The 18,734-nt window shown below is 57.7% G+C and carries 23 protein-coding genes; 4 read left to right on the top strand and 19 right to left on the bottom strand.

The genetic code is table 11. From position 1 onward, the window contains the following. Positions 1-156: 156 nt before the first annotated feature. The 7 genes from P186_RS07775 to P186_RS07750 all read right to left on the bottom strand — a co-directional run bounded on the left by P186_RS07775 (position 157) and on the right by P186_RS07750 (position 3,917). Entirely contained in the window at positions 157-1,080 is a 924-nt protein-coding gene (locus P186_RS07775; RefSeq protein ID WP_014288903.1) for a homoserine dehydrogenase, read from the bottom strand. 57 nt (positions 1,081-1,137) lie between these two features. Beyond that, positions 1,138-1,515, bottom strand: coding sequence for a DUF1634 domain-containing protein (locus P186_RS07770; protein WP_014288902.1), 378 nt, complete (start codon positions 1,513-1,515; stop codon positions 1,138-1,140). Next, positions 1,512-2,381 (bottom strand): sulfite exporter TauE/SafE family protein, encoded by an 870-nt coding sequence (locus tag P186_RS07765; protein WP_237179370.1) that lies wholly within the window; start codon positions 2,379-2,381, stop codon positions 1,512-1,514. Before P186_RS07765 ends, P186_RS07770 begins: the two co-directional genes overlap by 4 nt. A 38-nt stretch (positions 2,382-2,419) precedes the next feature. Further along, a complete protein-coding gene (locus tag P186_RS07760; RefSeq protein WP_014288900.1) occupies positions 2,420-2,959 on the bottom strand; it encodes a hemerythrin domain-containing protein in 540 nt (179 codons plus the stop codon). A gap of 152 nt (positions 2,960-3,111) precedes the next feature. Then, positions 3,112-3,321, bottom strand: coding sequence for a HepT-like ribonuclease domain-containing protein (locus P186_RS14310; protein WP_237179369.1), 210 nt, complete (start codon positions 3,319-3,321; stop codon positions 3,112-3,114). Further along, positions 3,260-3,529: a hypothetical protein gene (locus tag P186_RS14305; RefSeq protein ID WP_014288898.1), complete on the bottom strand. Its 270-nt coding sequence runs from the start codon at positions 3,527-3,529 to the stop codon at positions 3,260-3,262. The genes P186_RS14310 and P186_RS14305 overlap by 62 nt, the downstream gene beginning before the upstream one ends. After that, the gene (locus P186_RS07750; RefSeq protein WP_237179368.1) at positions 3,516-3,917 is read right to left on the bottom strand and encodes a hypothetical protein; all 402 of its coding nucleotides are present in this window, start codon (positions 3,915-3,917) and stop codon (positions 3,516-3,518) included. The genes P186_RS14305 and P186_RS07750 overlap by 14 nt, the downstream gene beginning before the upstream one ends. A 443-nt stretch (positions 3,918-4,360) precedes the next feature. Between P186_RS07750 and P186_RS07745 the strand changes: the two genes are divergently transcribed. Both P186_RS07745 and P186_RS07740 read left to right on the top strand, forming a co-directional pair. Next, positions 4,361-4,822 carry a PaREP1 family protein gene (locus P186_RS07745; RefSeq protein ID WP_148682854.1) on the top strand — a complete coding sequence of 154 codons (462 nt, stop codon included), beginning with the start codon at positions 4,361-4,363 and terminating at the stop codon, positions 4,820-4,822. A gap of 125 nt (positions 4,823-4,947) precedes the next feature. Next, positions 4,948-5,418 (top strand): PaREP1 family protein, encoded by a 471-nt coding sequence (locus P186_RS07740; protein WP_014288895.1) that lies wholly within the window; start codon positions 4,948-4,950, stop codon positions 5,416-5,418. On the opposite strand, the gene P186_RS07735 is transcribed toward P186_RS07740, so the two are convergent. Next, entirely contained in the window at positions 5,404-5,937 is a 534-nt protein-coding gene (locus P186_RS07735; RefSeq protein ID WP_014288894.1) for a hypothetical protein, read from the bottom strand. The two genes, P186_RS07740 and P186_RS07735, sit on opposite strands and share 15 nt — an antisense overlap. Positions 5,938-6,351: 414 nt before the next feature. Here P186_RS07735 and P186_RS07730 point away from each other — a divergent pair, with 414 nt between their 5' ends. Continuing rightward, positions 6,352-7,239, top strand: coding sequence for a PD-(D/E)XK nuclease family protein (locus tag P186_RS07730; RefSeq protein WP_148682853.1), 888 nt, complete (start codon positions 6,352-6,354; stop codon positions 7,237-7,239). A 77-nt stretch (positions 7,240-7,316) separates the two neighbouring features. On the opposite strand, the gene P186_RS13845 is transcribed toward P186_RS07730, so the two are convergent. From P186_RS13845 to P186_RS07695, 8 genes are all read right to left on the bottom strand, one after another. Continuing rightward, positions 7,317-7,487, bottom strand: coding sequence for a hypothetical protein (locus P186_RS13845; RefSeq protein ID WP_014288891.1), 171 nt, complete (start codon positions 7,485-7,487; stop codon positions 7,317-7,319). A gap of 318 nt (positions 7,488-7,805) precedes the next feature. Next, entirely contained in the window at positions 7,806-8,390 is a 585-nt protein-coding gene (locus P186_RS07725; protein ID WP_014288890.1) for a formate dehydrogenase, read from the bottom strand. Beyond that, positions 8,377-9,081 carry a cytochrome b/b6 domain-containing protein gene (locus P186_RS07720; RefSeq protein ID WP_014288889.1) on the bottom strand — a complete coding sequence of 235 codons (705 nt, stop codon included), beginning with the start codon at positions 9,079-9,081 and terminating at the stop codon, positions 8,377-8,379. The genes P186_RS07725 and P186_RS07720 overlap by 14 nt, the downstream gene beginning before the upstream one ends. A gap of 38 nt (positions 9,082-9,119) precedes the next feature. Then, on the bottom strand, positions 9,120-9,977 hold the full coding sequence (locus P186_RS07715; protein WP_014288888.1) for a 4Fe-4S dicluster domain-containing protein: 858 nt from the start codon (positions 9,975-9,977) through the stop codon (positions 9,120-9,122). A 2-nt stretch (positions 9,978-9,979) separates the two neighbouring features. Beyond that, complete coding sequence (locus P186_RS07710; protein WP_014288887.1) at positions 9,980-13,483, bottom strand: molybdopterin-dependent oxidoreductase; 3,504 nt, start codon at positions 13,481-13,483, stop codon at positions 9,980-9,982. After that, complete coding sequence (locus tag P186_RS07705; RefSeq protein WP_014288886.1) at positions 13,480-13,671, bottom strand: hypothetical protein; 192 nt, start codon at positions 13,669-13,671, stop codon at positions 13,480-13,482. The genes P186_RS07710 and P186_RS07705 overlap by 4 nt, the downstream gene beginning before the upstream one ends. A 52-nt stretch (positions 13,672-13,723) precedes the next feature. After that, positions 13,724-14,395 carry a sulfurtransferase FdhD gene (locus P186_RS07700; protein WP_014288885.1) on the bottom strand — a complete coding sequence of 224 codons (672 nt, stop codon included), beginning with the start codon at positions 14,393-14,395 and terminating at the stop codon, positions 13,724-13,726. Beyond that, positions 14,374-14,910 (bottom strand): hypothetical protein, encoded by a 537-nt coding sequence (locus P186_RS07695; RefSeq protein ID WP_014288884.1) that lies wholly within the window; start codon positions 14,908-14,910, stop codon positions 14,374-14,376. Before P186_RS07695 ends, P186_RS07700 begins: the two co-directional genes overlap by 22 nt. 144 nt (positions 14,911-15,054) lie before the next feature. Between P186_RS07695 and P186_RS07690 the strand changes: the two genes are divergently transcribed. Then, positions 15,055-15,291, top strand: coding sequence for a hypothetical protein (locus tag P186_RS07690; RefSeq protein ID WP_014288883.1), 237 nt, complete (start codon positions 15,055-15,057; stop codon positions 15,289-15,291). A 166-nt stretch (positions 15,292-15,457) separates the two neighbouring features. On the opposite strand, the gene asd is transcribed toward P186_RS07690, so the two are convergent. The 3 genes from asd to thrC are packed head-to-tail and all read right to left on the bottom strand — an operon-like array spanning position 15,458 to position 18,576. Continuing rightward, on the bottom strand, positions 15,458-16,477 hold the full coding sequence (gene asd, locus P186_RS07685; RefSeq protein ID WP_014288882.1) for an aspartate-semialdehyde dehydrogenase: 1,020 nt from the start codon (positions 16,475-16,477) through the stop codon (positions 15,458-15,460). A gap of 12 nt (positions 16,478-16,489) precedes the next feature. Then, on the bottom strand, positions 16,490-17,485 hold the full coding sequence (locus tag P186_RS07680) for an amino acid kinase family protein (RefSeq protein WP_014288881.1): 996 nt from the start codon (positions 17,483-17,485) through the stop codon (positions 16,490-16,492). Beyond that, positions 17,482-18,576: a threonine synthase gene (gene thrC / locus P186_RS07675; RefSeq protein ID WP_014288880.1), complete on the bottom strand. Its 1,095-nt coding sequence runs from the start codon at positions 18,574-18,576 to the stop codon at positions 17,482-17,484. The genes P186_RS07680 and thrC overlap by 4 nt, the downstream gene beginning before the upstream one ends. Between the last annotated feature and the right edge of the window lie 158 nt (positions 18,577-18,734).

Below are 18,734 nucleotides of genomic sequence, written 5' to 3'. Positions count from 1 at the left end.
AATAAATGCTTTTATAAATCTCTAATGAATATGTTAAAAATGTCTAGTTTTAATTTACAACTTTCCTGAATAGTAGTTATAACCAATGTACACAATTCCTACATAATGCACAGTCGAACTAACCAGGGCACTGAGTTTCGACACATAACGCAAATTTTAATTTTGTAGAGATTCCAGTGCTTTTAACGTATCGTTGAGGAGCGCGTAGGACGTCTCTATCCTCCCGGCACCTTTCCCCTTTAGAATTATCGTATTTACATCAGTGGCGATTTCTACAGAATTCATAGTATAGTCCACATGCAATGGGTCTTCAGGAGGCAACCTCACCGGCTCAACTACCGCCCTTTTCTCAACAACTTCGAGACTAGCCACGTATCTAGTTACAGGGCCGAGCGGAGTCACCGGCCTTCTCACCACATCTGTAATCCTCAAGCCGACTCCAAGCGTGTTAGCCACAATAGTCAACTTAGCAGCTGGATCGATCCCCTCAAGATCAAGCCTAGCGTCCGGCTCCAGTATACCTAGCTCTCGCGCTTCCCTCACAGCCTCTTCGTAAGAGACGCCGTCTTTGTAGACTCTTGTAAGGACGTAGTTAGTGCTACCGTTAAGTATTCCCCTTACCCGCGTAACCCTCTGCGGCGGGAGGCCCTTGAGGAGATCTATCAATGGAGTCCCCGCCATGACGGTGGCTTTGTAGAACAGCCTCCTGTGGGCCACCTCTCTAAAAGCCAGGGCCAGGGGGGCTTTGTTCGCGGTGACCACCGCCAGCCCTCTAGACAACGCCTTTTTGTACAGGGAGAGGGAGGGCTCCCCGGTGTCGTAGTTAGGCGCTGAGACGTCCACCACCACCTGGCAGACGTCCAGCGCCTCGTCCAGCGACGCCGGCCTGCCGACGCCGCTTCTAGACACGCCCCCCCTAGGCGCCGATAGGAGGGCCTTCACCTCCTCCCACGTGAAGCCCTCCCTCTTCACCACCCCACCCCCGCTGTCAAACACGCCGCAGAGCTTCAGGCTGGTTCGCTGGTAGAGGAGCTCTGCATATGTCCTCCCCACGCCCCCAAAGCCGAACAGCAGGATCATACAATAACAGCTTCTAAGGATTTATGAGTATTTGGGCCGTGGATCCTCCTAGGCGGCTTACTTGATGAAGCTTGGCAGTACTACGATGGCTACGGTGAGGTTAGTTAGGATCACTAAGGTGATGGCTATGTATAGGTAGTTGCGCTGGTGTATGAAGTAGAGTAGGTTTGTGAATACCATGGCCACGGGGGTTGCTATTAGGACTACCAGGCCGAGGAGTATGATGTCAAGGCCGTTGAGCTCCTCGGCGCCTTTAATCAGCTGTGGGGCGCCTACCACGGAGGTGTTGAGGGGCGACCTAAGCGTGGAGAGCTTGTCGAGTATGTGGGGGGCTGGGGGCTTCACCACTAGAAAGATCAGCCCGGCGATTATCAGGGCGACGCTGGTCAAGACGCCGATTTTTAGTATGTAGCTGGTGGTCTCCTCCGGCGTCATGTCGCCCCTGGGTAGAGGCCGAGGCCTTTTAGAAGCATCTGCACGCCCAGCACCGCGAGGACTGCGATGAAGATGTAGCGGATCGTTGCGCTTCTTAGCTTCATCAGCGCCTTAGTGCCTATGTAGGACCCAGCGAGGACCCCCACGGCGGTGAGGCCTGCGAAGTAGGGCTGGATGTAGCCGAGGTGCCAGTAGATGGCGCTTCCGGTGGCGGCTGTCACCCCGATCATGAAGTTGCTGGTTGTGGTGGATACCTTTATCGGCAGGTTCATAGCCCAGTCCATGGCCAGCACCTTGAGGGCCCCGCTACCGATGCCCAGCAGGCCCGATATGACGCCGGCGGCGAACATAATCAACGCGCCTAGCCACCACCTCACCCCGTGATACTGCACCTCCCTGCCCAGCACAGGGTCGTAGTAGCTACCGCTCAGCCGTAGCCACGTGGTCCACCTGTCGGGCGGCTTGGGATCGGGGAGCTCGTACCTTGCCCTCGCCACCTGGGTGTAGATAGAGCCTAGGAGCACCACCCCGAACACTATGTATATGACGTGTTCGAGGCCGTGGCTGTAGACCCACGAGGCGAGGAGTGCGCCGACTATGGAGCCGCTTGTCGTGGCGGTGAGTAGCGACATCCCAATCCTCACGTTAGACACGCGGTCTCTTATATACGCCGAGGCGGAGCCGCTGGAGGTGGCCACCGTGGAGATGAGGCTCACCCCCGCCGCGTATTGAATAGGCATGCCGACGAAGAGCACGTAGATAGGGATTAGGAAGGTGGCGCCGCCGAGCCCCGTCAGGGCGCCCATGAAGCCCGCGGCCAGTCCCGACATCACCAACACCAGAGACAGGGTCAGTACGCCCAGCACATCCACCTCTAGAGAAGACTTAAAAAATTTAGAGGGCGTTAGACGCCGTACTTCTTCTTCAGCTCCTCCAGCACGGCGATCCACTTGTCGTGCTCATTCTCCCTCTCGATCTCCTCTACAGATTTAGAAGCGGGCACCTCGGCGGCTGTGGACTCCAGCATGGGGAAGAGGACGTTGTTCTCCTTGTCGATGTGCTGCGCGATGTGCTCGATGTAGAGCTTGGCGTAGTCCACCAGCTCCGCCAGTGCGTTGCGGTCCCCCTCCCTCCACGCCCGGTGGAGCTCTTCCATCATCCTCGCCAGGTACCGCCCCACGCCGTGTTCCGACACCATGACGTAGATGGGGCCGCCTGTGAAGGGGAAGCCGGAGCGGTTCGCCCCCTGGAAGAGGATGTACTCCTCCACCCCGTGATGGCACGCGTCTACAAACCTCTGCGCGAACTGGACGAGCTTTAAAACGTCGTCTGGGTCGGGGCTGGGGCTAGATAACACCTTCTCCAGAAGCTGGAGAGCCTCTAGAATCTTGTCGTGGTGTTCTCTCAACACGCCGGTGACGTACTTAACCCTTACCTTAACCATGGAGAAAGATGCGTATTCTACAATTCAATATTGAAGCTAACCTGATTAACCAGTACACATATATACAACACGCAACACCCCCGAGACGCAGGCCTAGACGTGGCTGTTCTGCAGACCCCTCAGGTCATGTCGCAAATATCTCACAGACGTGGCTAAGGATCTGCGGCGCCCCTCTCCCTCAGCTTGGTATGGAGTGTTGTGAGGATTCTCAGCACATCTCGGTAGCCGCGTGAAGCCAGGATCTTCTCAACCTTCTCCACGTCTATGGCTCCGTACTGATGCACTACTATGTTTCTAAACCTAATCATCTTTTTCAATAGACGGGCGTCTTGCTCCCCCAGGAGGCCCTCTCTGTGGAGCACGTCGACACACCGCAGAGGCGTCTCTGCAGACCTCCCCAAAATAGAGAAGGTGTAGGAGGTAGTCTATGGCGGCTTGTGCGTGTACCTGCAGGGCGTGGAGGACACCGTACAGCTCAAAGACGTCGTCTAGGGCCACTCCTCTATCCACCGCCTCGTCTAGTAGCTTGACGTGGGCCGCCACAACCTCGATGAGTCTATCGTGGAGCATTGCCCAGAACCCTGCCCAGCAACGTCTCTGTGTAGCCGAGCTTCTCCCGGGGTAGGAAGAAGTCGTAGCAAATCCCCACGGCCCTCACCAACATCTCCCGCCCCACTTCGTCTTGGTACAGCAAAACCCCAGTCCTCAAGGCCTCGTGTAGCAGGAAGCAGTTCACGTCGCCCGGATCGTCGACGACGTAGACGTCCGTCTCGGCGCCCGCCGCCTCCTCCACCGCCTGCATAACCCTCAAGGCGATCTCCTCGCCGTCGGAGCCGGGGTCGGCGAAGACCACCAAATCCACGTCCCGCGGGTTCTCCCTCCTCAGCGCCGAGCCGAACAGCAGAACTAGCCGAGCCCCCAGCTCCCCCCACCTCACCCCCTCTAGACGACGCACCACATAGAGACACAACACAGGAGATATATGTGTTGAGGACGATTAAGCCGGTAGAGATTTGAGCCTCGTCTCACCGGAAGTTGCGGCGATTTTTCGTGAACTTAAGGCGTTAAAAATGCGGAGAGGGGAGATTTGGAGTTTCTTTTTGAGCTTGTCGCGGAGTGGCTGGATCACCGGCCCCGGTCGACAACGTCTAGCGCCATAAGTGTGTGGAGAGAGTCTAGGTGATCATACGGCTCTGGCGGCGCGGTAACTCCCCAGATCCACAAGGTGTCCACTTCACCAGACTAAAGAAGCGGCAAGTGTCGGGAGATAGAGATGGGTCTCTAGCGCAAGGAGCGCATCGCGCACCTATAGTCGGCAAGCCCTCTAAACGGCGGAGCCTTCACGGAACAGCGGCGCCCATGTTTAGCCTTTTAAACTAAGGTTTATGTCTATATGTAGAGCTGTCGAAGCCGTGGCTTGATTTAGAGGGATATAAAAAGACGAGGATCCTGGAGGCTGAATACGAGGCTGAGCTAGCGGAGAGGTTTCTCCGACAGGGCCTTGTTAGAAACGCCGCCGGCAAGGCGTTCCAGGCTTGGAAGGCCTTGCTGGGCGCCATGCTTGCCGACAAGGTGGCGGAGCTGGAGCGGCTCTACCCAGGTTCCGTAGGGATTAGAGAGGGGAGGAGGGTTAAAAAGGCCTATTGGATACTCGCCTTAGTCCCCACCACTTTGATGAAGGAGCTCTCGCAGTTGTTAGGCCGCGAGGCTACTCTCGCCACATCTCTAGCCCTCCAAATACACCAGTACAACGGGCCGGATAGAGAGGGAGTTTTAAGCCCCTACCGCAACGAGGAGTCGGCTAAAAGAGACGTCCAGATATTAATCGACATTGTAAAGGAGTTTTTAAGCCGGTATAAATAGGCGTTAAAGGCCTGCAACGCCCCCCCCCCGGATGCCTCTACAGCCTTCCCCGCGCCAGATGGAGAGGTAGAAAGGCGATGAGCGCTCCAGTGTTTGTCAGGAGTAAAGATTTAAGCCGGTTTCCGATGGCGTATGCAGAGATTTCTCGCGAGGTGGCGGAGATTGTGAAAAAGTCGGCGGGAGATCGCGACGTGGAGGAGTTTCTCGTTGAGCTGGTGGCGGCTAGGCTGGATCCGCCTCAGCGCGTCGAGGCTTACCTGAAGCTCCACGAGAAGTACCTGAGGGAGGCTGAGGAGCTGTATCAGAGGGGCGACTTGCTTCAGGCTGGGGAGAAGTACTGGGGCGCCGTAGCCGCCCTCCTAAACGCAATAGCGGATAAGAGGGGCTGGGAGCACTACAGCCACCGGGACTACGCCGTCGCCATAGATCGGCTCTACACAGAGACGAGGGACAGGGAGTTGGTGGTGGGGTTTAGAATGGCCGAGGGCCTCCACGCAAACTACTACCACAACTTCATGAGAAGAGAGGGGTTTGAACTACACAGAGAAGCCGTGTTGAGGCTGGTGGAGAAGCTGAGGGGTTTACTGGGGCTGTGAGCAATTGAGGTAGTTCACGGCGGCGTTGATTAAGTCGTTTATTCTATAGACGTGGGGTATAGTGAACTGCCACCTGCCGTGTATGGCTATGTAGCCTATGTAGCGGGATCCGTCTATTGGGGTGAGGGCGATCTGTATTCCCTCCCCCTCCTGGGGCTCGCCGTGTATGAGCACAAATCCGCTTTTGACGAACTCCACGTCTGCGAGCTTCACCTTCTCGGATCTGCAGTCCCTCCCCATGTGGCCGAAGGCCACCGCGAACTCCGTCCTCGCCGGCTCGGGGAGCTGGGCCTCGTTTAAAGCCCGCGTCAGCTCCGCCAGCCCCCTTGTGAAGACGGGGTATATGTCGGCGTAAACGCCCACGGCGCCTCTCTGCAGATCCGCCAAGACGTACACCGTCCCGTCTTCGTACACCCGCCTCGCCGCGTAGCCGCCGGGGAGTGGCTCCAGGTGGATAAAGCCCTCCCTAAAAGTGGCGCGGCCCACCTCGTAGCCAAGCCCCACTAGCCTCGCCAGCACCGCTGGCAGGTCAACGGAGGCGCCTTATATAGCCCAGAAGAGGTACAACACTCCATAATATCAAGTCGAGCTACCTCCTCACCCTCTCGGCTGGCTCCTTCACACTGGCGGGGGCCAGCTACCTGGCGCTACCCAACTCGGTTAACCACTTGTAGAGGACGTGTTGAACAGTCTTTGAGGCTCCTCCTCAACTGGCTTGGCTACGCCCTCTTTTATAACTCCTCCAGGTCTCATAATTTTCTCTACACTCGTTACATGACTTTACCAGCCAGACTTGGCCCCATAGGCTGAGTGGGATAGACGCCACTGGGAGGCTTACAGTAATTGCCAAGGCTGTACATGCCATAGACCTCTGCGGCGGCTCAGAAGTATATGGTCAACACATGTTTTTATATTCCCGTATCGTACGTGTCTGTGTCTGTTGCTGAGGAGGTGAGGCGTGTCTTGCTGGAGCATCCGGAGATTTTAGTGGAGGTACTGACCGCTAGGCCTCACATCGTGTATGAGGCCCTCGCCAAGCTACTACCCTGGGAGAAGTTGATGAAGGAGATTGAGGAGATCAAAAACACCATGGCCACGAAAAAAGAACTAGAAGAAGTTAAAAATATCATGGCCAAAAGGGAGGAGTTAGAAAAGATAGGAAAGAGGCTAGAGGAGATAGAAAGCAGAATAGCTACAAAAGAGGATTTAAAGACGCTGGCCACCAAGGAGGAGCTAGAAGACATAAAGAACAGGATGGCGACGAAGGAGGATCTCAAAGCCTTCGCCACGAAAGAGGATCTAAGAGCTTTTGCCACTAAGGAGGATCTAAAAGCCTTCGCAACCAAGGAAGATTTGAAGATATTCGCCACCAAGGAGGAGTTGCGAGCTGAGATTAGGAAGTTGTCTATACAGATTACGGCCCTGGGGGCTAGGTGGGGTGTGTGGAGTGAGGAGGCCTTCAGGGAGGGGGTTAGGGAGTTGCTAAGAGAGGCCGGCTACGTGGTGGAGCGGTGGACCTACTTTGACGACAAAGGCCAGATCTACGGCTACCCAAGCGAGGTAGAGCTAGACGTGGTGGTTAAGAACGGTGTGACCATCCTTGTGGAGATCACCTCCGCGGTTAGGCGCGGCGATTTGCCATATGTAAAGAGGAAGGTGGAGCTGTATGAAAAGGTGTCTGGGAGGAGGGTTGAGAGAGTGCTTCTAGTGTCGCCGTTTATACATGACAAAAACCCGGACTTTGTGCGCGCCTTGGCCAGGTCTTTGGGTATAGACATCGTGAGTCCGGCAGAGCATATAGAGCCGGGAGCCTCCGGCTAGAGATAGGCGGCGTAGTAGACCTGGCCGAGGGCTATCCCCCCGTCGCCAGGCGGGGCTCTCCTGTGCTGGACAAGGCGCTACCCACAGCGGGGAACCTCCTCCGCTATGCCTCTTAAAATGATGTCGTTTACAGCGGCTCCCCCGGAGACAGACACCACGCCGACGCCCCTCTTTGCCGCGGCGTCGCAGGCCCAGGCCCCAAGTATCTGGCCAAGCCTCAGCTTCTCGCCGTGTGCCACATCTCTCACCGAGGCGCCGTCTCTCGCAACCTCTCAAGTTATTCACGAAGTACCCCCACGCCTAGGCTGTAGGCGAGCATCTTCATGTACGATCTAAAGCCAATGGCTATATCTTAAACGTGTCCACAGACCCCTCCGACATAGTTATTGAGTAGCTACCCCCGCATTCGCTGTTTAAGGCCATTTATTGTGAAGCAATGAATCCCGCTTTACAACGCCGAAAAATCAGCTAACTGGCGCAAGAGCCTCAGTGGTGTATATCTCGAGACTACTGCCAATGGAGTTGAGACATTAGAACAGTATTGCTTTATGTTTCTATTAGTTGTACTAAGGTAGAGTCTTGCCCCCACCTATTTTCGTGAAAATCATTAACAACTTAAGATGAAGCGTCTGTAGATATTCCTCACGTACATCTTCCACCTCGCCAAAAACGTGGCCGCATCTCCTGCACCTCAGCACCTTAGCCTCGTCTAGGATATAGACCTCGAAGTGTTCGCGCCCCTCCACGCCGCATTTTGGGCATTTCCATGGCGCGTAGCTCCACGTCGAGCCGCATATACACCTAGCCTCTGCCTTATATCCCTCGTAGATGCCGAAGTCAGATCTTCGGAGCACCACCAAAGTGGCTGGCTCGCCGCACACAGCACAGCGCCCCGTCCACTCCCCTCCGCCGTATCTAAAGTAGAGAGCCCTCCTGATTAGGTAATCTACAAATTCGCCGGAGACCTGCCTACCAGCCGCGGCTCTCGCCGCCTCGACGTCAACCCCCCTAATCAGCGGCTTCACTCCTGGTGACGCCTGTATTTGAAACCTCCTCGCCGCCTCGTCCAACTCTTTTAAAAAAGAGGGGAGCTCCGCCAGCTCCTCTAGACACTTCTTGTCTTCCCCACAGATAGCCTTATCCAACTCCACGCCTAGCCAAGTACCTCGGCATGTGTCTCCGCAACCACCCCAGATCGGCCTTGCCGTCGCCGAACATGGCGTTAAGAAGAGGCTTGTTGCTGGGGTGCGTCACAGCGAAGAGGTGCATAGCCACGAATAGAAGACCCATGGCGAAGCCGACGTCGTGTAGCAACAAGAGCCAAGACGCCGTAGTGGGCGTGATGCCCAGGGCGTCTCTATACACGAGCAAGACGCCGCTCACGCTGAGAAACAGCACCGACACCACTAGGACCAGGGCCATGTATGAAACTAAGATGTTGTGCCTATCCAACTCCCTCTCCACATCTGGAGGCAAGGGCCTTCCCAACATATAATGACTAACAATAGCCTTAGCCTCCGCAATCTGCCTACCGAGAGGTTTGGCGAGAGGTCTGAAGACCTCCACCCTCCTAAATATAAGAAGATAAAGCGCGTAAACTGTGAGCAAGGCCCCCCAGACGAATCCGATGAAACGGTGGCTGGTTCTAAGCAACTGCACCCCCGTAGTCACGGGATCTGTACCCGAAACCGTGGACAAGGGAGACCCCACCACGTAGGCAAACCAACTGGTTACCTCTATGCTGAACAAGACGCCACCTGTGATGGCTAGTATGGTGAACAATATCAAGTTCCAATGGTGAGCAATTTTATAACCTATACTTACAACTTCAACTCTATCCATAGATAATAATTGTGAACAAGTTTAAAAACTTTACTCCCCTAATCCGTCGAGGAGCCTTCCCTTGCCCTCTTCTCCCTAGCCCTTGCCTGGCGCCAAGCGGCTAAGCCGGCGGCGGCCAGCGCCGCGGCTAACACGGCACCGCCGTATAGAGTCACTGGCTTAATCAACTCCCTCAGCTGCTGTGCTGTACGCGGCGCCACCTTGGAGAAGTGCTCCTTTACGGCGAACGCCCTTCTATTAGACGTGACGTATATCCAACGGACTTGGCCGCCGACGTAGCTATCCACGTCTAGTCCGTAGACGTAGCGGCCCCGCTTCTGCTCCTCCCTCGCCTTCGCCACCACCTCACTGGCGGGGCCAAATGTGAAGACGTTGGTGGGACAAACCTCGACGCATGCTGGTGCCCTCCCGTTCTCTATCCTATCTACGCAGAAGGTGCACTTGTAATACCTGCCGTCGGCGCCCTTCTTCGGCACGTCGTAAGGACAGGTCGCCTCGCAGTAGCCACAGCCAATACACTCGTCCCTATTTATCACCACGGCGCCGTCACTTGTGACTTTTATGGCGCCTACGGGGCAGGCCCTGGCGCACGGCGCCTCGACGCAGTGCATACAGTTGTACGGCAGGGCCGCCAAGTCGAACTGGCTGAAGGTCACCTCGCCAGCCGGTGTGAGCAACTTCTTCTCGGCCTTCCCCTCGTAGTAGAACACGACCTTCCAGTCCTCGGCGGTGAGCCAGCTTGGAGATGCCAGCGTCCCCGTGAACTTCGCCTTCTCAGCCGGCCTCCCGTTCCAGTCCTTACACGCAACTTGACACGCCCTGCAGCCGATGCACTTGTCTAGATCTACCAGCACCGCGACGCCCTCGTCGGGCCTGGGGAACTTCACCGACACCATAGTCACACAGCCGACGCTTTCCTAATCTTGCCCATCCACGCCTTGGACTCCTGTATTGTGGTAACCACGTCGCCCACGTCAGGGTTTAGGAAGTTGCCCTGCGGCCCCGTCACGTATCCCTCGAAGCTGAAGGCCCAAATCACGTTTATCACCGGTAGCTCCTTACCGTTTACCTTGAGGTAGGCCTCGCCGTCTGTGACGTACGCCTTCATCCTCAAGCCGCCTCTCAGCGTCACGACGTCGACGTAGTCGCCCGACTTCACCCCCAGCTTCTCCGCGAGGCTCCTCGGCACGTAGACAAAGGGCTCCGGCACCAGCTCCGCGAGGTACGGCACGTTTCTAGTCATGGCGCCGCTGTGGAAGTGCTCCGTAAGTCTGTTGCTGGTAATCACAACCAGCTCCCCCGGCACGTCCTTGAGATCGTCAGGCGTCAGAGCCACGCCGACGTTTTTGCCCTTGGTAATATCGGGCTGGTCTTGCAACACCATGAGGTTGTAGGGGTTTAGCCAAGCCAGCGTCGGGTACTTAATGGCCAGCTCGGGCAACGGCGACTCCACCGGCTCTGTGTGTATCGGCCACTGGAAGCTGTATCCCTTGTACCACCCACCCATCTCAGAAATCACCTTAAGGGTTGCATCCTTCAAACTACCCAGCTGCTGGTAGTACTGCGCAAGTAAGTCCCTCATCTTCTGGTAATTCGGCTTGAAAGACCTCCAGTCCCCGCCGGTGAAGAAGGGCCTCTTCAAAGCCGCCTTAAGCGAAGTTGTGTCTTGATCCCAGTACAAAGTGTCGTTGGCCCATAGATACTTCATCCCGGTCCTAGCCACAAACTCGTCGTACGACACCGCCTTCACCTCGCCACCCTCCTCCACAACGAACTTCCCCAGTATCCTCACCTCCCCGGTCTTCACAAAGTGCATAATATCCAGCCCGCCGAAGACGTCGGCAATGCCAGATAACCTCCTCTTGAAGCTCCTCGGCACCCAGAAGTTGTGGCCGGGCACAAACGCCGGGCGGTACTCACCCGTGAACTCGTCAATCCACTCACCTGCCTCGCCAGACAGCTCCCAATCCTTACCCGCCGCCTTTACCTTGTCCGTGACCCCCAGCACGGCCTTCAGAGAATCGTAGTTGTAGAGGAAACGGACATTCATAGGCCAAGCCCACCCCCAGTCCTTGTAGACCTTGAACTCGGAGCTGAACACCCCGTCTATCTGCCCAAGCTTGCGGAACTGCGCAACCCTCCTCATTGAGGTAAACTCGTCGCGTATGGGGTCATACATCCCCTGGTAAATCAACATAGTGAAGTTAATCTCTTTATTTATCAACCTGGGGTTGGCCTCAGCCTCTATGGGAGAAATCGGGGCGCTCTTCCCCAAACCACCTGAGTAGTCCCAACTGGCGTCGGGCTTCAGCTGCCTCTCGTATACAAACACCAGCTTCCCGCCTTTTCTAAACTTAACCTGCTCCTTACCGACGCCCGCCGCCTCGCTCGGCAAAACCAAGGCCCCGGCCCGGCGCAGGTACTGGTACAGCTTTGTGAGTATCCAATACTCCGGCTTGGCGTCGCCCTTGGGCGGAAGCGCGCGGTAGGTCCACTGCAGGACCCTGTTCCCGTTGGTCCTCGTGCCCTCCTTCTCGGCGAAAGACGCCGCTGGCAACAGCACGTCGGCAAACCACGCAGTCTCCGTCTCGAAGAGGTCATAGACAACCAGCAGATCAAGCGCGGCGAGGCCGGCCATCACTATCTTGGCGTTGGGGTTTGTGACGGCTGGGTTTTCGCCGAATATGAGAGCCGCCTTGATCTCCCCGGCGAGTGCCCTCCTTGGCAACATCACCTCAGTGGTGCCGGTGCCCACTGGGAAGTCGCATACAACCGTGCCGTTCTGCGGATCGTCCTCGGGCACCGTTCCGCAGAACACGCCCCACGCCAGCTCCATCCTCCTCCACCCGTAGTACTTAAACACTTGGAGCACCTTGCCGATATCTGCCTTACCCGCCTCCGGGGCTGTTGTGGCGAAGGCAGACCTACCCCAGTCCGGCACCGACCAGCTCCACGCATCCGGCATTCCTTGGAGCTTCCAGTCTTGGTACAGCCTCACCTCAAGCGGGGACAGCGGGAACCCGTGGTACCCCGGAAGTCCGTCAACGCCGCCGCCCTGCACGTCGGTGGCGCCTTGGACGTTGCTGTGGCCGCGGAACGGGTGGGCCCCCCCTCCGGGGTACCCCACGTTTCCAAGAAGCAACTGGACAATTGTAGCTGCTCTGATTATGTTGATAGTGGCGTTGGTGTGTTGCGTGAAGCCCATGGCCCACTGGATAATGCCGTGCTTCTTGTGTCCAGTCACCACACCGCTGTTCTCCACGTATATAGACGCCACAGTCCTCAAAAGATCCTTAGGCACGCCGCTTATGTTTGAAACCGTGTCTGCGTCATACTCCTTCAACAGCTCCTTCAAGTCGGCCAAGTCGTCGTCGGTAATATTCCACCTAGCCCTAAGCCTCTTAAACTCCTCCAGCTGGTCTATGGGCGGGTTGCGCTCGAAAAACGCGTGGTGCAGTATGTACAGCAGAATAGCGGTGTCTGTGCCCGACCTAAACGGCACCCATATGTCAGATGCCGCAGCCGTTCTGGAGTACCTGGGATCAAAAGTGATGAAGATAGTCCCTCTCTCCCTCTTAGCCTTGGAGAAGTAGGCGAAGGACAGCGGGTGAGCCTCGGCGGGGCTGGACCAGAACAACACCACGTCCGCCAGCGCCACGTCTTCAATAGACGCCGTCTCTGCCCCCCAGCCGTAGGTCACAGCTAGGGAGCTGACAGTCGAGGAGTGGCACTTGCGGTACTGTGAATCCATATTAGAAGTCCCCAAAAACGTTGCGATTTTCTTTGTCAAGTAAGCCTCCTCATTAGTCAATACCGACGAGCCAATTACCTGTATAGGCACGTTCCTACCCACGTAGTAGAAGCCGTCTTTCTGCCTAGGCGAACCTGTGGAGGCTCTCCAGTCGTTTAAAATCTTCGCCAGCCTAGAGGCGATGAGCTGGAAAGCCTCGTCCCACGTAGCCTCCCTCCACCTCGGCGGGTACTTCCTAACCACAGCCAGAAGCTCGTCCCACGTCTTAGCTGCAAGAATCTCCTCGGGGGGAGGCTTCGGCCCCGTCCTAATCAGGGGCTTGGTCACCCTAAGCTCGTTCTCCACCAGCTGAAAAGCCGCCTTGCCCTTGGGGCACAGAGCCCCGAAGTTAATAGGCGAATCCGCCGACCCCCTGCTCCACACAACCTTGCCCCCCGACACGTACATGTCTATTGAACACCCAACAGAGCAGTATGGACAGATGACGGGGACAACCGAGGCCCGCGGCAGATCCACCTTCCCCCCTATCTCGCCGAGCTCCCACGTCGTCTTGGTAGCCTTAAACGGGACCTGCGCCTCAGCCCCAATGCCGAGGGCGGCCGTGGCCAGCGCCGCTATTTTGATAAAACCCCTCCTAGTTACCGCCGTCATAGGAACACGTTGCGCTGAGCCCCCTTATCCCTCCTACCCATGATTTTACGCGCCGTGAAACACGTGTAGTCCTCCTCACCATTGTAGAGACTCATCAAGCCGTCAACCCCCTCTGGAACCTCGACGTACAGCCTCTCGAGATCCCTCTTAACCGCTTCATAGTGTTTCAAAAGAACTTCGAACGACACGTACCAATCAAACCCTTCTTATTAATCTCTTATTCGAGAGAATTTCGAAAAATCAGCAAAGCCTCGTGAAGCCTGTATTCCGCACGTTGGACACAAGCGGTATCCCCAGCCTACACGCCGCCTCAAGCCCGCTGTACAGCGGCCCCCTGAGGGAGACAATGCCGTCGACGCCTATAGTGGCGAGGCGGTAAACCATGTCGGAAGACACCCTGCCCGTGGTGAAGGCTATCCTCACCCCGGCGCCGCCCCTCCTCAGGTACTTACCAATAAGCTTAATCACGCCGCTGTGCCTACTCGTGTCGTGAACCACCAGCCACTCCCCATCCAGGTAAAGAGCTGAGGTGTGCATAGCCAGGTGGGGATCCACGTGCCAGATAGTAAGCTTCGTAAAATCCCCCGCCAGACGCTTCATGTACTCCACATCCACAGCCCCGCCGCCCCCCACAGCCTTTAAAAGATGCCCCACGCCGCAGTCCTCCAGACGCCTCGCCGGCCCATCCACGGGCCTCTTAATCCACAGCCTCACCTCGTCCCCCGCCACCCTCACCTCGGCCACGTCGCCAAGATCTGAGATAAACCCCTCGCTGTAGGCGTAGCCAATCCCCAAGTCCTCCAAGTCCTCGGGATTCGCCACAACCTCAGCCGCCAACCTGTCATTAATTACTATCTTAACCAACGCGTCAACCGCTATTTTTACCCCACCTACAGCTTTATATACCGGCATGGCTTGACACTCAACCCACACTGCGAACAATGCCCAATAAACAGCCTCCCCAGTAAAACACCACTGTGTATCTCGTCAATAGGCCCCCCGACGCTTGCCGCAACAGCGGCGAGAAGCCGCCTCACAGACCCAGGCAACTCCGCGAGCTTCCCACCACCCCAGACAATCTCGAACAACGCCGGCGCCAAATCCCGGGAGTAAGGTCTAAATTTTGACAAAAATTCAAGAGCTTCACACACCTCCTCACCCAACGCCTTTCCCCATCCCCCGCCCACCATCCCCCTAACCACATTCACCACATGTAAGTCGCAACCCCAAACCTCAACATAGCGGAGAACCCCCCTAAAAGTAGGTCTATACAACCCACCGAAATTTTCCACAAAACCCTCCGCACCCAACCTAGAAAGCAGGTAATACACAGTAGACACGCTGTAGGGCATAGACTTTGCTACGTCATAAGCCTTCGCAACACCACGCCTAACCACCTCACCAAGAACCAAATCCCGAGACTCCACTAAACTTTCTTACAATATCCATTTTTATCATTAATTACAATGCCACTAAACTCCGTTCCGCACCCCAGAGGTACCGCATCCCGAGCCTCAGCTAGACGCAGACTTCGAAAAGCTCTGGAGAGCTACGGGGGCAACACAAGGGCCGTGGAGGTGCTAGACGAGGAGGGGCGGCAAGTTGACGAGCTCGTCGAGAAGATATATAGGTCCAGGAGGCTCGACACCGCCATCTTAGCTAGACACAGAACCGCACTGGAAGAGGCGCTGGAAAACCTCGACGCACTACTAAACGCACCCCGCGAACTAGTAGACTACTTGATCCATAAAAATCCCGTGACGAGGCTAGTGGACCCCATCGCCCCGCTCCCCCCAAACAAGAAATAGGCGTAGGTAGGGACTACGCCTGGCAGACCCCCCTACACCGAGAGGCTGTGAAGCTCGCCCTCGAAAGCGGCAGGTCACCTCAGCAACTGTAGCCAAGGCCGACATAGAGGGCCGCTTGAGAAGAAGGGGGGAGCCCCGCCTTAGGTCGGGGGGGGGTGCCGGGCTTCTAGCGGCTCTGTGCCGCCATTAGTTCTGCGGTGAGGATTGAATTGCCGGCGGCGCCTCGAATGGTGTTGTGGCCGAGGACGATAAAGGAGAGCTTCCGGGAGGCGAGCCGCCTAATTCTCCCCACTACTACCGCCATGCCTCTCCCTGCCATCCTGTCCAGCCTCGGCTGGGGCCTGTCCGCCTGGCGCCTAACCTCGATGGGCCTCTCCGGCGCCGTGGGGAGCTTAAGCTCCTGCGGCGGGCCTCTGAACCTCTCCAGCACCTCGGCCACCGCCGTAACGTCGAAGTCCCGCCTCGTGTCTACGTACACAACCTCCGTGTGTCCGTCGACGACGTTAACCCTCGTCGTCGTGACGTAGATCTCAAAGTCGGCCTTCAAGATCTTCCGCGTCTCCCCCACCACCTTCTCCTCCTCGCCCCTTATGAAGGGTATGAGGTTGTCGGCGATGGCCACAGAGGGGACGCCGGAGTACCCCGCGCCGGATAGGGCCTGCATGGTGACGACGTGCACCCTCTCTATCCCCCACTCGTCCAGCACAGGCTTCAGAGGCAGGTTGAGAATAGTGGTGGTGCAGTTGGGTTTCTTCACCACAGCCCCCCTCCACCCACGCCCCTCCCTCTGCCTCTCGACGAGGGAGAGGTCGTCTGGGTTCACCTCGGGGATTATGAGCGGAACGTCGGGGTCCATCCTCATGTTGCTAGAGTTGGATAGTATCACGTAACCCCGCGCCGCCAGCTCCGGCTCCACCCTCGCCGCCACCTCGCTGGGAAGGGCCGAGAATACGAAGTCGACCCTCGGCACCTTGTCCACGTCCAGCTTCTCGATACGCATCTCCGCCACCTCCGGCGGAGGCGGCTCGTCGAGAACCCACCCCACCTCCCCCAGCCTCCTCCCGGCGCTCCTCTCCGACGCGGCGAGGCCCACCACCTCGAACCAGGGGTGCCTCGCCAGGAGCTGGACGTACCTCTGCCCCACCAGCCCAGTGGCCCCCAGGATGTAGACCTTCAGACGATCCATATCCAGCCAGCTTTACCCTCTTATATATTTGACGTAAGGTAGGATTAGGTGTTCGTGAGCCTGCCGCGGCGGGATCCCCAGCCTCACCGAGTAGCGCCCCACCGCCACGCCTCCCAGCTTTGTCAGCTCCTGCGCCCCCAGCCCCACCACGCAACTGCCCTGGCCGCACCTTACCGCGATTTTGAAGGGGGGCGGCGCGTAGACGTTTGCGATGAGGGTGCCCCGGCTCTCGTAGCTCCTCACCTCCACAGCCATCCCCCCGGCCTCCAGCACGGGTATGAAGGTGCGGGGGTGGAAGTTCTTCGCCCCCACCTTAGCCGCCTCCACCGCCTCCTCAAGGGAGAGGAGCGGCAGGACGAAGGCCTCCTCCACCTCCCGCGGATCCGCCGTCATGACCCCCGGCGAGTCGGTCACCAAAGTCACCTTCCTCGCCCCGATCTCCTTACCCACGTAGGTGGCCGTGTAGTCGCTACCCCCGCGCCCCACCGTCGTGAAGCGGCCCTCCCTGTCCCTGCCGATGAAGCCCGTCACCACCGCCACCACCCCCGGCTCCGCGATCTCATCCCTATGCTCAAGCCGGAGGGGGTCCGCGTTGCCGAAGTTGCTGTCTGTCACCACCGGCGCCTCGAAGAGCCTCGCCTCCATTCCCATGGCCGTCAAAACCCCGTGGAGGATCCTCGCCGACAGCCTCTCGCCGAAGGAGGCGAAGTAGTCTGCGGACCACGGGCCACGCGGCGCCTTCAGAGCCGCCTCAAGCTCCCTTAAGAGGGGCGCAATAGCCTCCTCCACCCCCAATGCCCTGGCCACCGATAGGTGTCTGTGGAGAATCTCCTCGTAGAGGAGGTAGCTCCTAGTCCGCTCAAGCTCCAGCAACATGTCCGTCACCCCCTTGATAGCCGAGACGACGACGACAGGCGGCTCCCGGTACGACGCGACGAAGCTGGCCGCCCTCTTGAAATCAGAAGCGGAGCGGAGGAGCGACCCCCCTATCTTAACTACGGGCTTCATCGCTCTAAAAGCTCCGCGAGCTCGTCGGCGTTCCTAACCTCCCTAGCCGATACCTCCACCGCGTCGGGATCCTTCAACGCGTGTCCGGTGACGACGGCGACCACAGTCCCTCTGAGGCCTAGCTTAAGAGCGGCGGCTACCGAGGCCGCCCCGGCGGGCTCCGCCCCGAGGCCGTCCTTAGTCGCCAGGAGCCTCTGCGCCTTGATAATCTCCCCATCAGACACCTTTACGAAAAAGCCGCCGGACTCCCTCACCGCCCTCAAAGCCTTAGGCCAGTTGATAGGCCGCCCGATCTTGATAGCCGACGCCACGGTCCTCGGCTCGTCGACAAATAGAGGCTCCTCCAGCCCCCTCTCCCACGCATCTGCCAGCGGCGCCGCCCCCTCCGCCTGCACCCCGATCATCTTTGGAAGCTTGTTACACAGCCCCAGGGAGGCCAGCTCCTTAAACCCCTTCCAGATTGCAGATATGTTGCCGGCGTTGCCCACCGGCACCACCACGTAGTCCGGACACCCCAGCTCCTCGTATACCTCAAAAGCGAGGGTCTTCTGCCCCTCCAGCCTCCACGGGTTGAAGCTGTTGAGGGGGTAGGCGTATCTAGTGCCGTAGTTAACCACGTACTCCAGCGCCTTGTCAAAATAGCCATTAACCATCACCAGCTCCGCACCGTGAAGCGCCGCCTGCACCAGCTTACCCCTCGCCACGTTCCCCCTCGGCAGAACCACGTAGCACCTAAGCCCAGCCCTAGCCGCGTAAGCCGCCGCAGACGCCGCAGTGTTGCCAGTGGAGGCAACCACCACCTTATTCGCTCCGCTCTCCCTCGCCACGGTCACCCCCAGCGCCATCCCCCTATCCTTAAAGCTACCCGTCGGGTTAGCCCCGTCGAACTTCACATAGAGACCCTCCCCCAGGACAGACTTCACAAGAGGGGTCTGGCCCTCCCCCAGCGACACGCCGCTCTTAAGCGGGAGCATAGAGGCGTAGCGCCACACCCCCCTCCCCTTGGGGGTCCAGTGTAGGTTAGACACCTCCACTTCGAGAAGGCCGCCGCACTTGGGACACCTATATAGCCTATAGTTGGGGGCAAACACAGAGCCGCAGGCTATACAGCGGAGGCGTACGCCGTCCCCGAAATCCCCTCCATGACCCGCAAAATACCACCTATATATAACCTTTTCGCAGACAAAAAACTTATATAGTGGCCACATGAGGCACGTATGGACCAGGGGCCAGAGGGGAAAGTGGGGCG

It is taken from the genome of Pyrobaculum ferrireducens, from assembly GCF_000234805.1.
GTDB lineage: Archaea > Thermoproteota > Thermoprotei > Thermoproteales > Thermoproteaceae > Pyrobaculum > Pyrobaculum ferrireducens.
Note: the sequence above shows the minus strand (reverse complement) of the source record. Positions and strands in the feature narration are given on the sequence as shown.

Bases quoted from the DNA above. Each gene is read 5' to 3' on its own strand.
- P186_RS07770 (WP_014288902.1), bottom strand. From the start codon at position 1,515: ATGACGCCGGAGGAGACCACCAGCTACATACTAAAAATCGGCGTCTTG.
- P186_RS07710 (WP_014288887.1), bottom strand. From the start codon at position 13,483: ATGACGGCGGTAACTAGGAGGGGTTTTATCAAAATAGCGGCGCTGGCC.
- P186_RS14305 (WP_014288898.1), bottom strand. From the start codon at position 3,529: ATGCTCCACGATAGACTCATCGAGGTTGTGGCGGCCCACGTCAAGCTA.
- P186_RS07720 (WP_014288889.1), bottom strand. From the start codon at position 9,081: ATGGATAGAGTTGAAGTTGTAAGTATAGGTTATAAAATTGCTCACCAT.
- P186_RS07760 (WP_014288900.1), bottom strand. From the start codon at position 2,959: ATGGTTAAGGTAAGGGTTAAGTACGTCACCGGCGTGTTGAGAGAACAC.
- P186_RS07775 (WP_014288903.1), bottom strand. From the start codon at position 1,080: ATGATCCTGCTGTTCGGCTTTGGGGGCGTGGGGAGGACATATGCAGAG.
- P186_RS07740 (WP_014288895.1), top strand. From the start codon at position 4,948: ATGGCGTATGCAGAGATTTCTCGCGAGGTGGCGGAGATTGTGAAAAAG.
- P186_RS07680 (WP_014288881.1), bottom strand. From the start codon at position 17,485: ATGAAGCCCGTAGTTAAGATAGGGGGGTCGCTCCTCCGCTCCGCTTCT.
- P186_RS07715 (WP_014288888.1), bottom strand. From the start codon at position 9,977: ATGGTGTCGGTGAAGTTCCCCAGGCCCGACGAGGGCGTCGCGGTGCTG.
- P186_RS07700 (WP_014288885.1), bottom strand. From the start codon at position 14,395: ATGCCGGTATATAAAGCTGTAGGTGGGGTAAAAATAGCGGTTGACGCG.
- asd (WP_014288882.1), bottom strand. From the start codon at position 16,477: ATGGATCGTCTGAAGGTCTACATCCTGGGGGCCACTGGGCTGGTGGGG.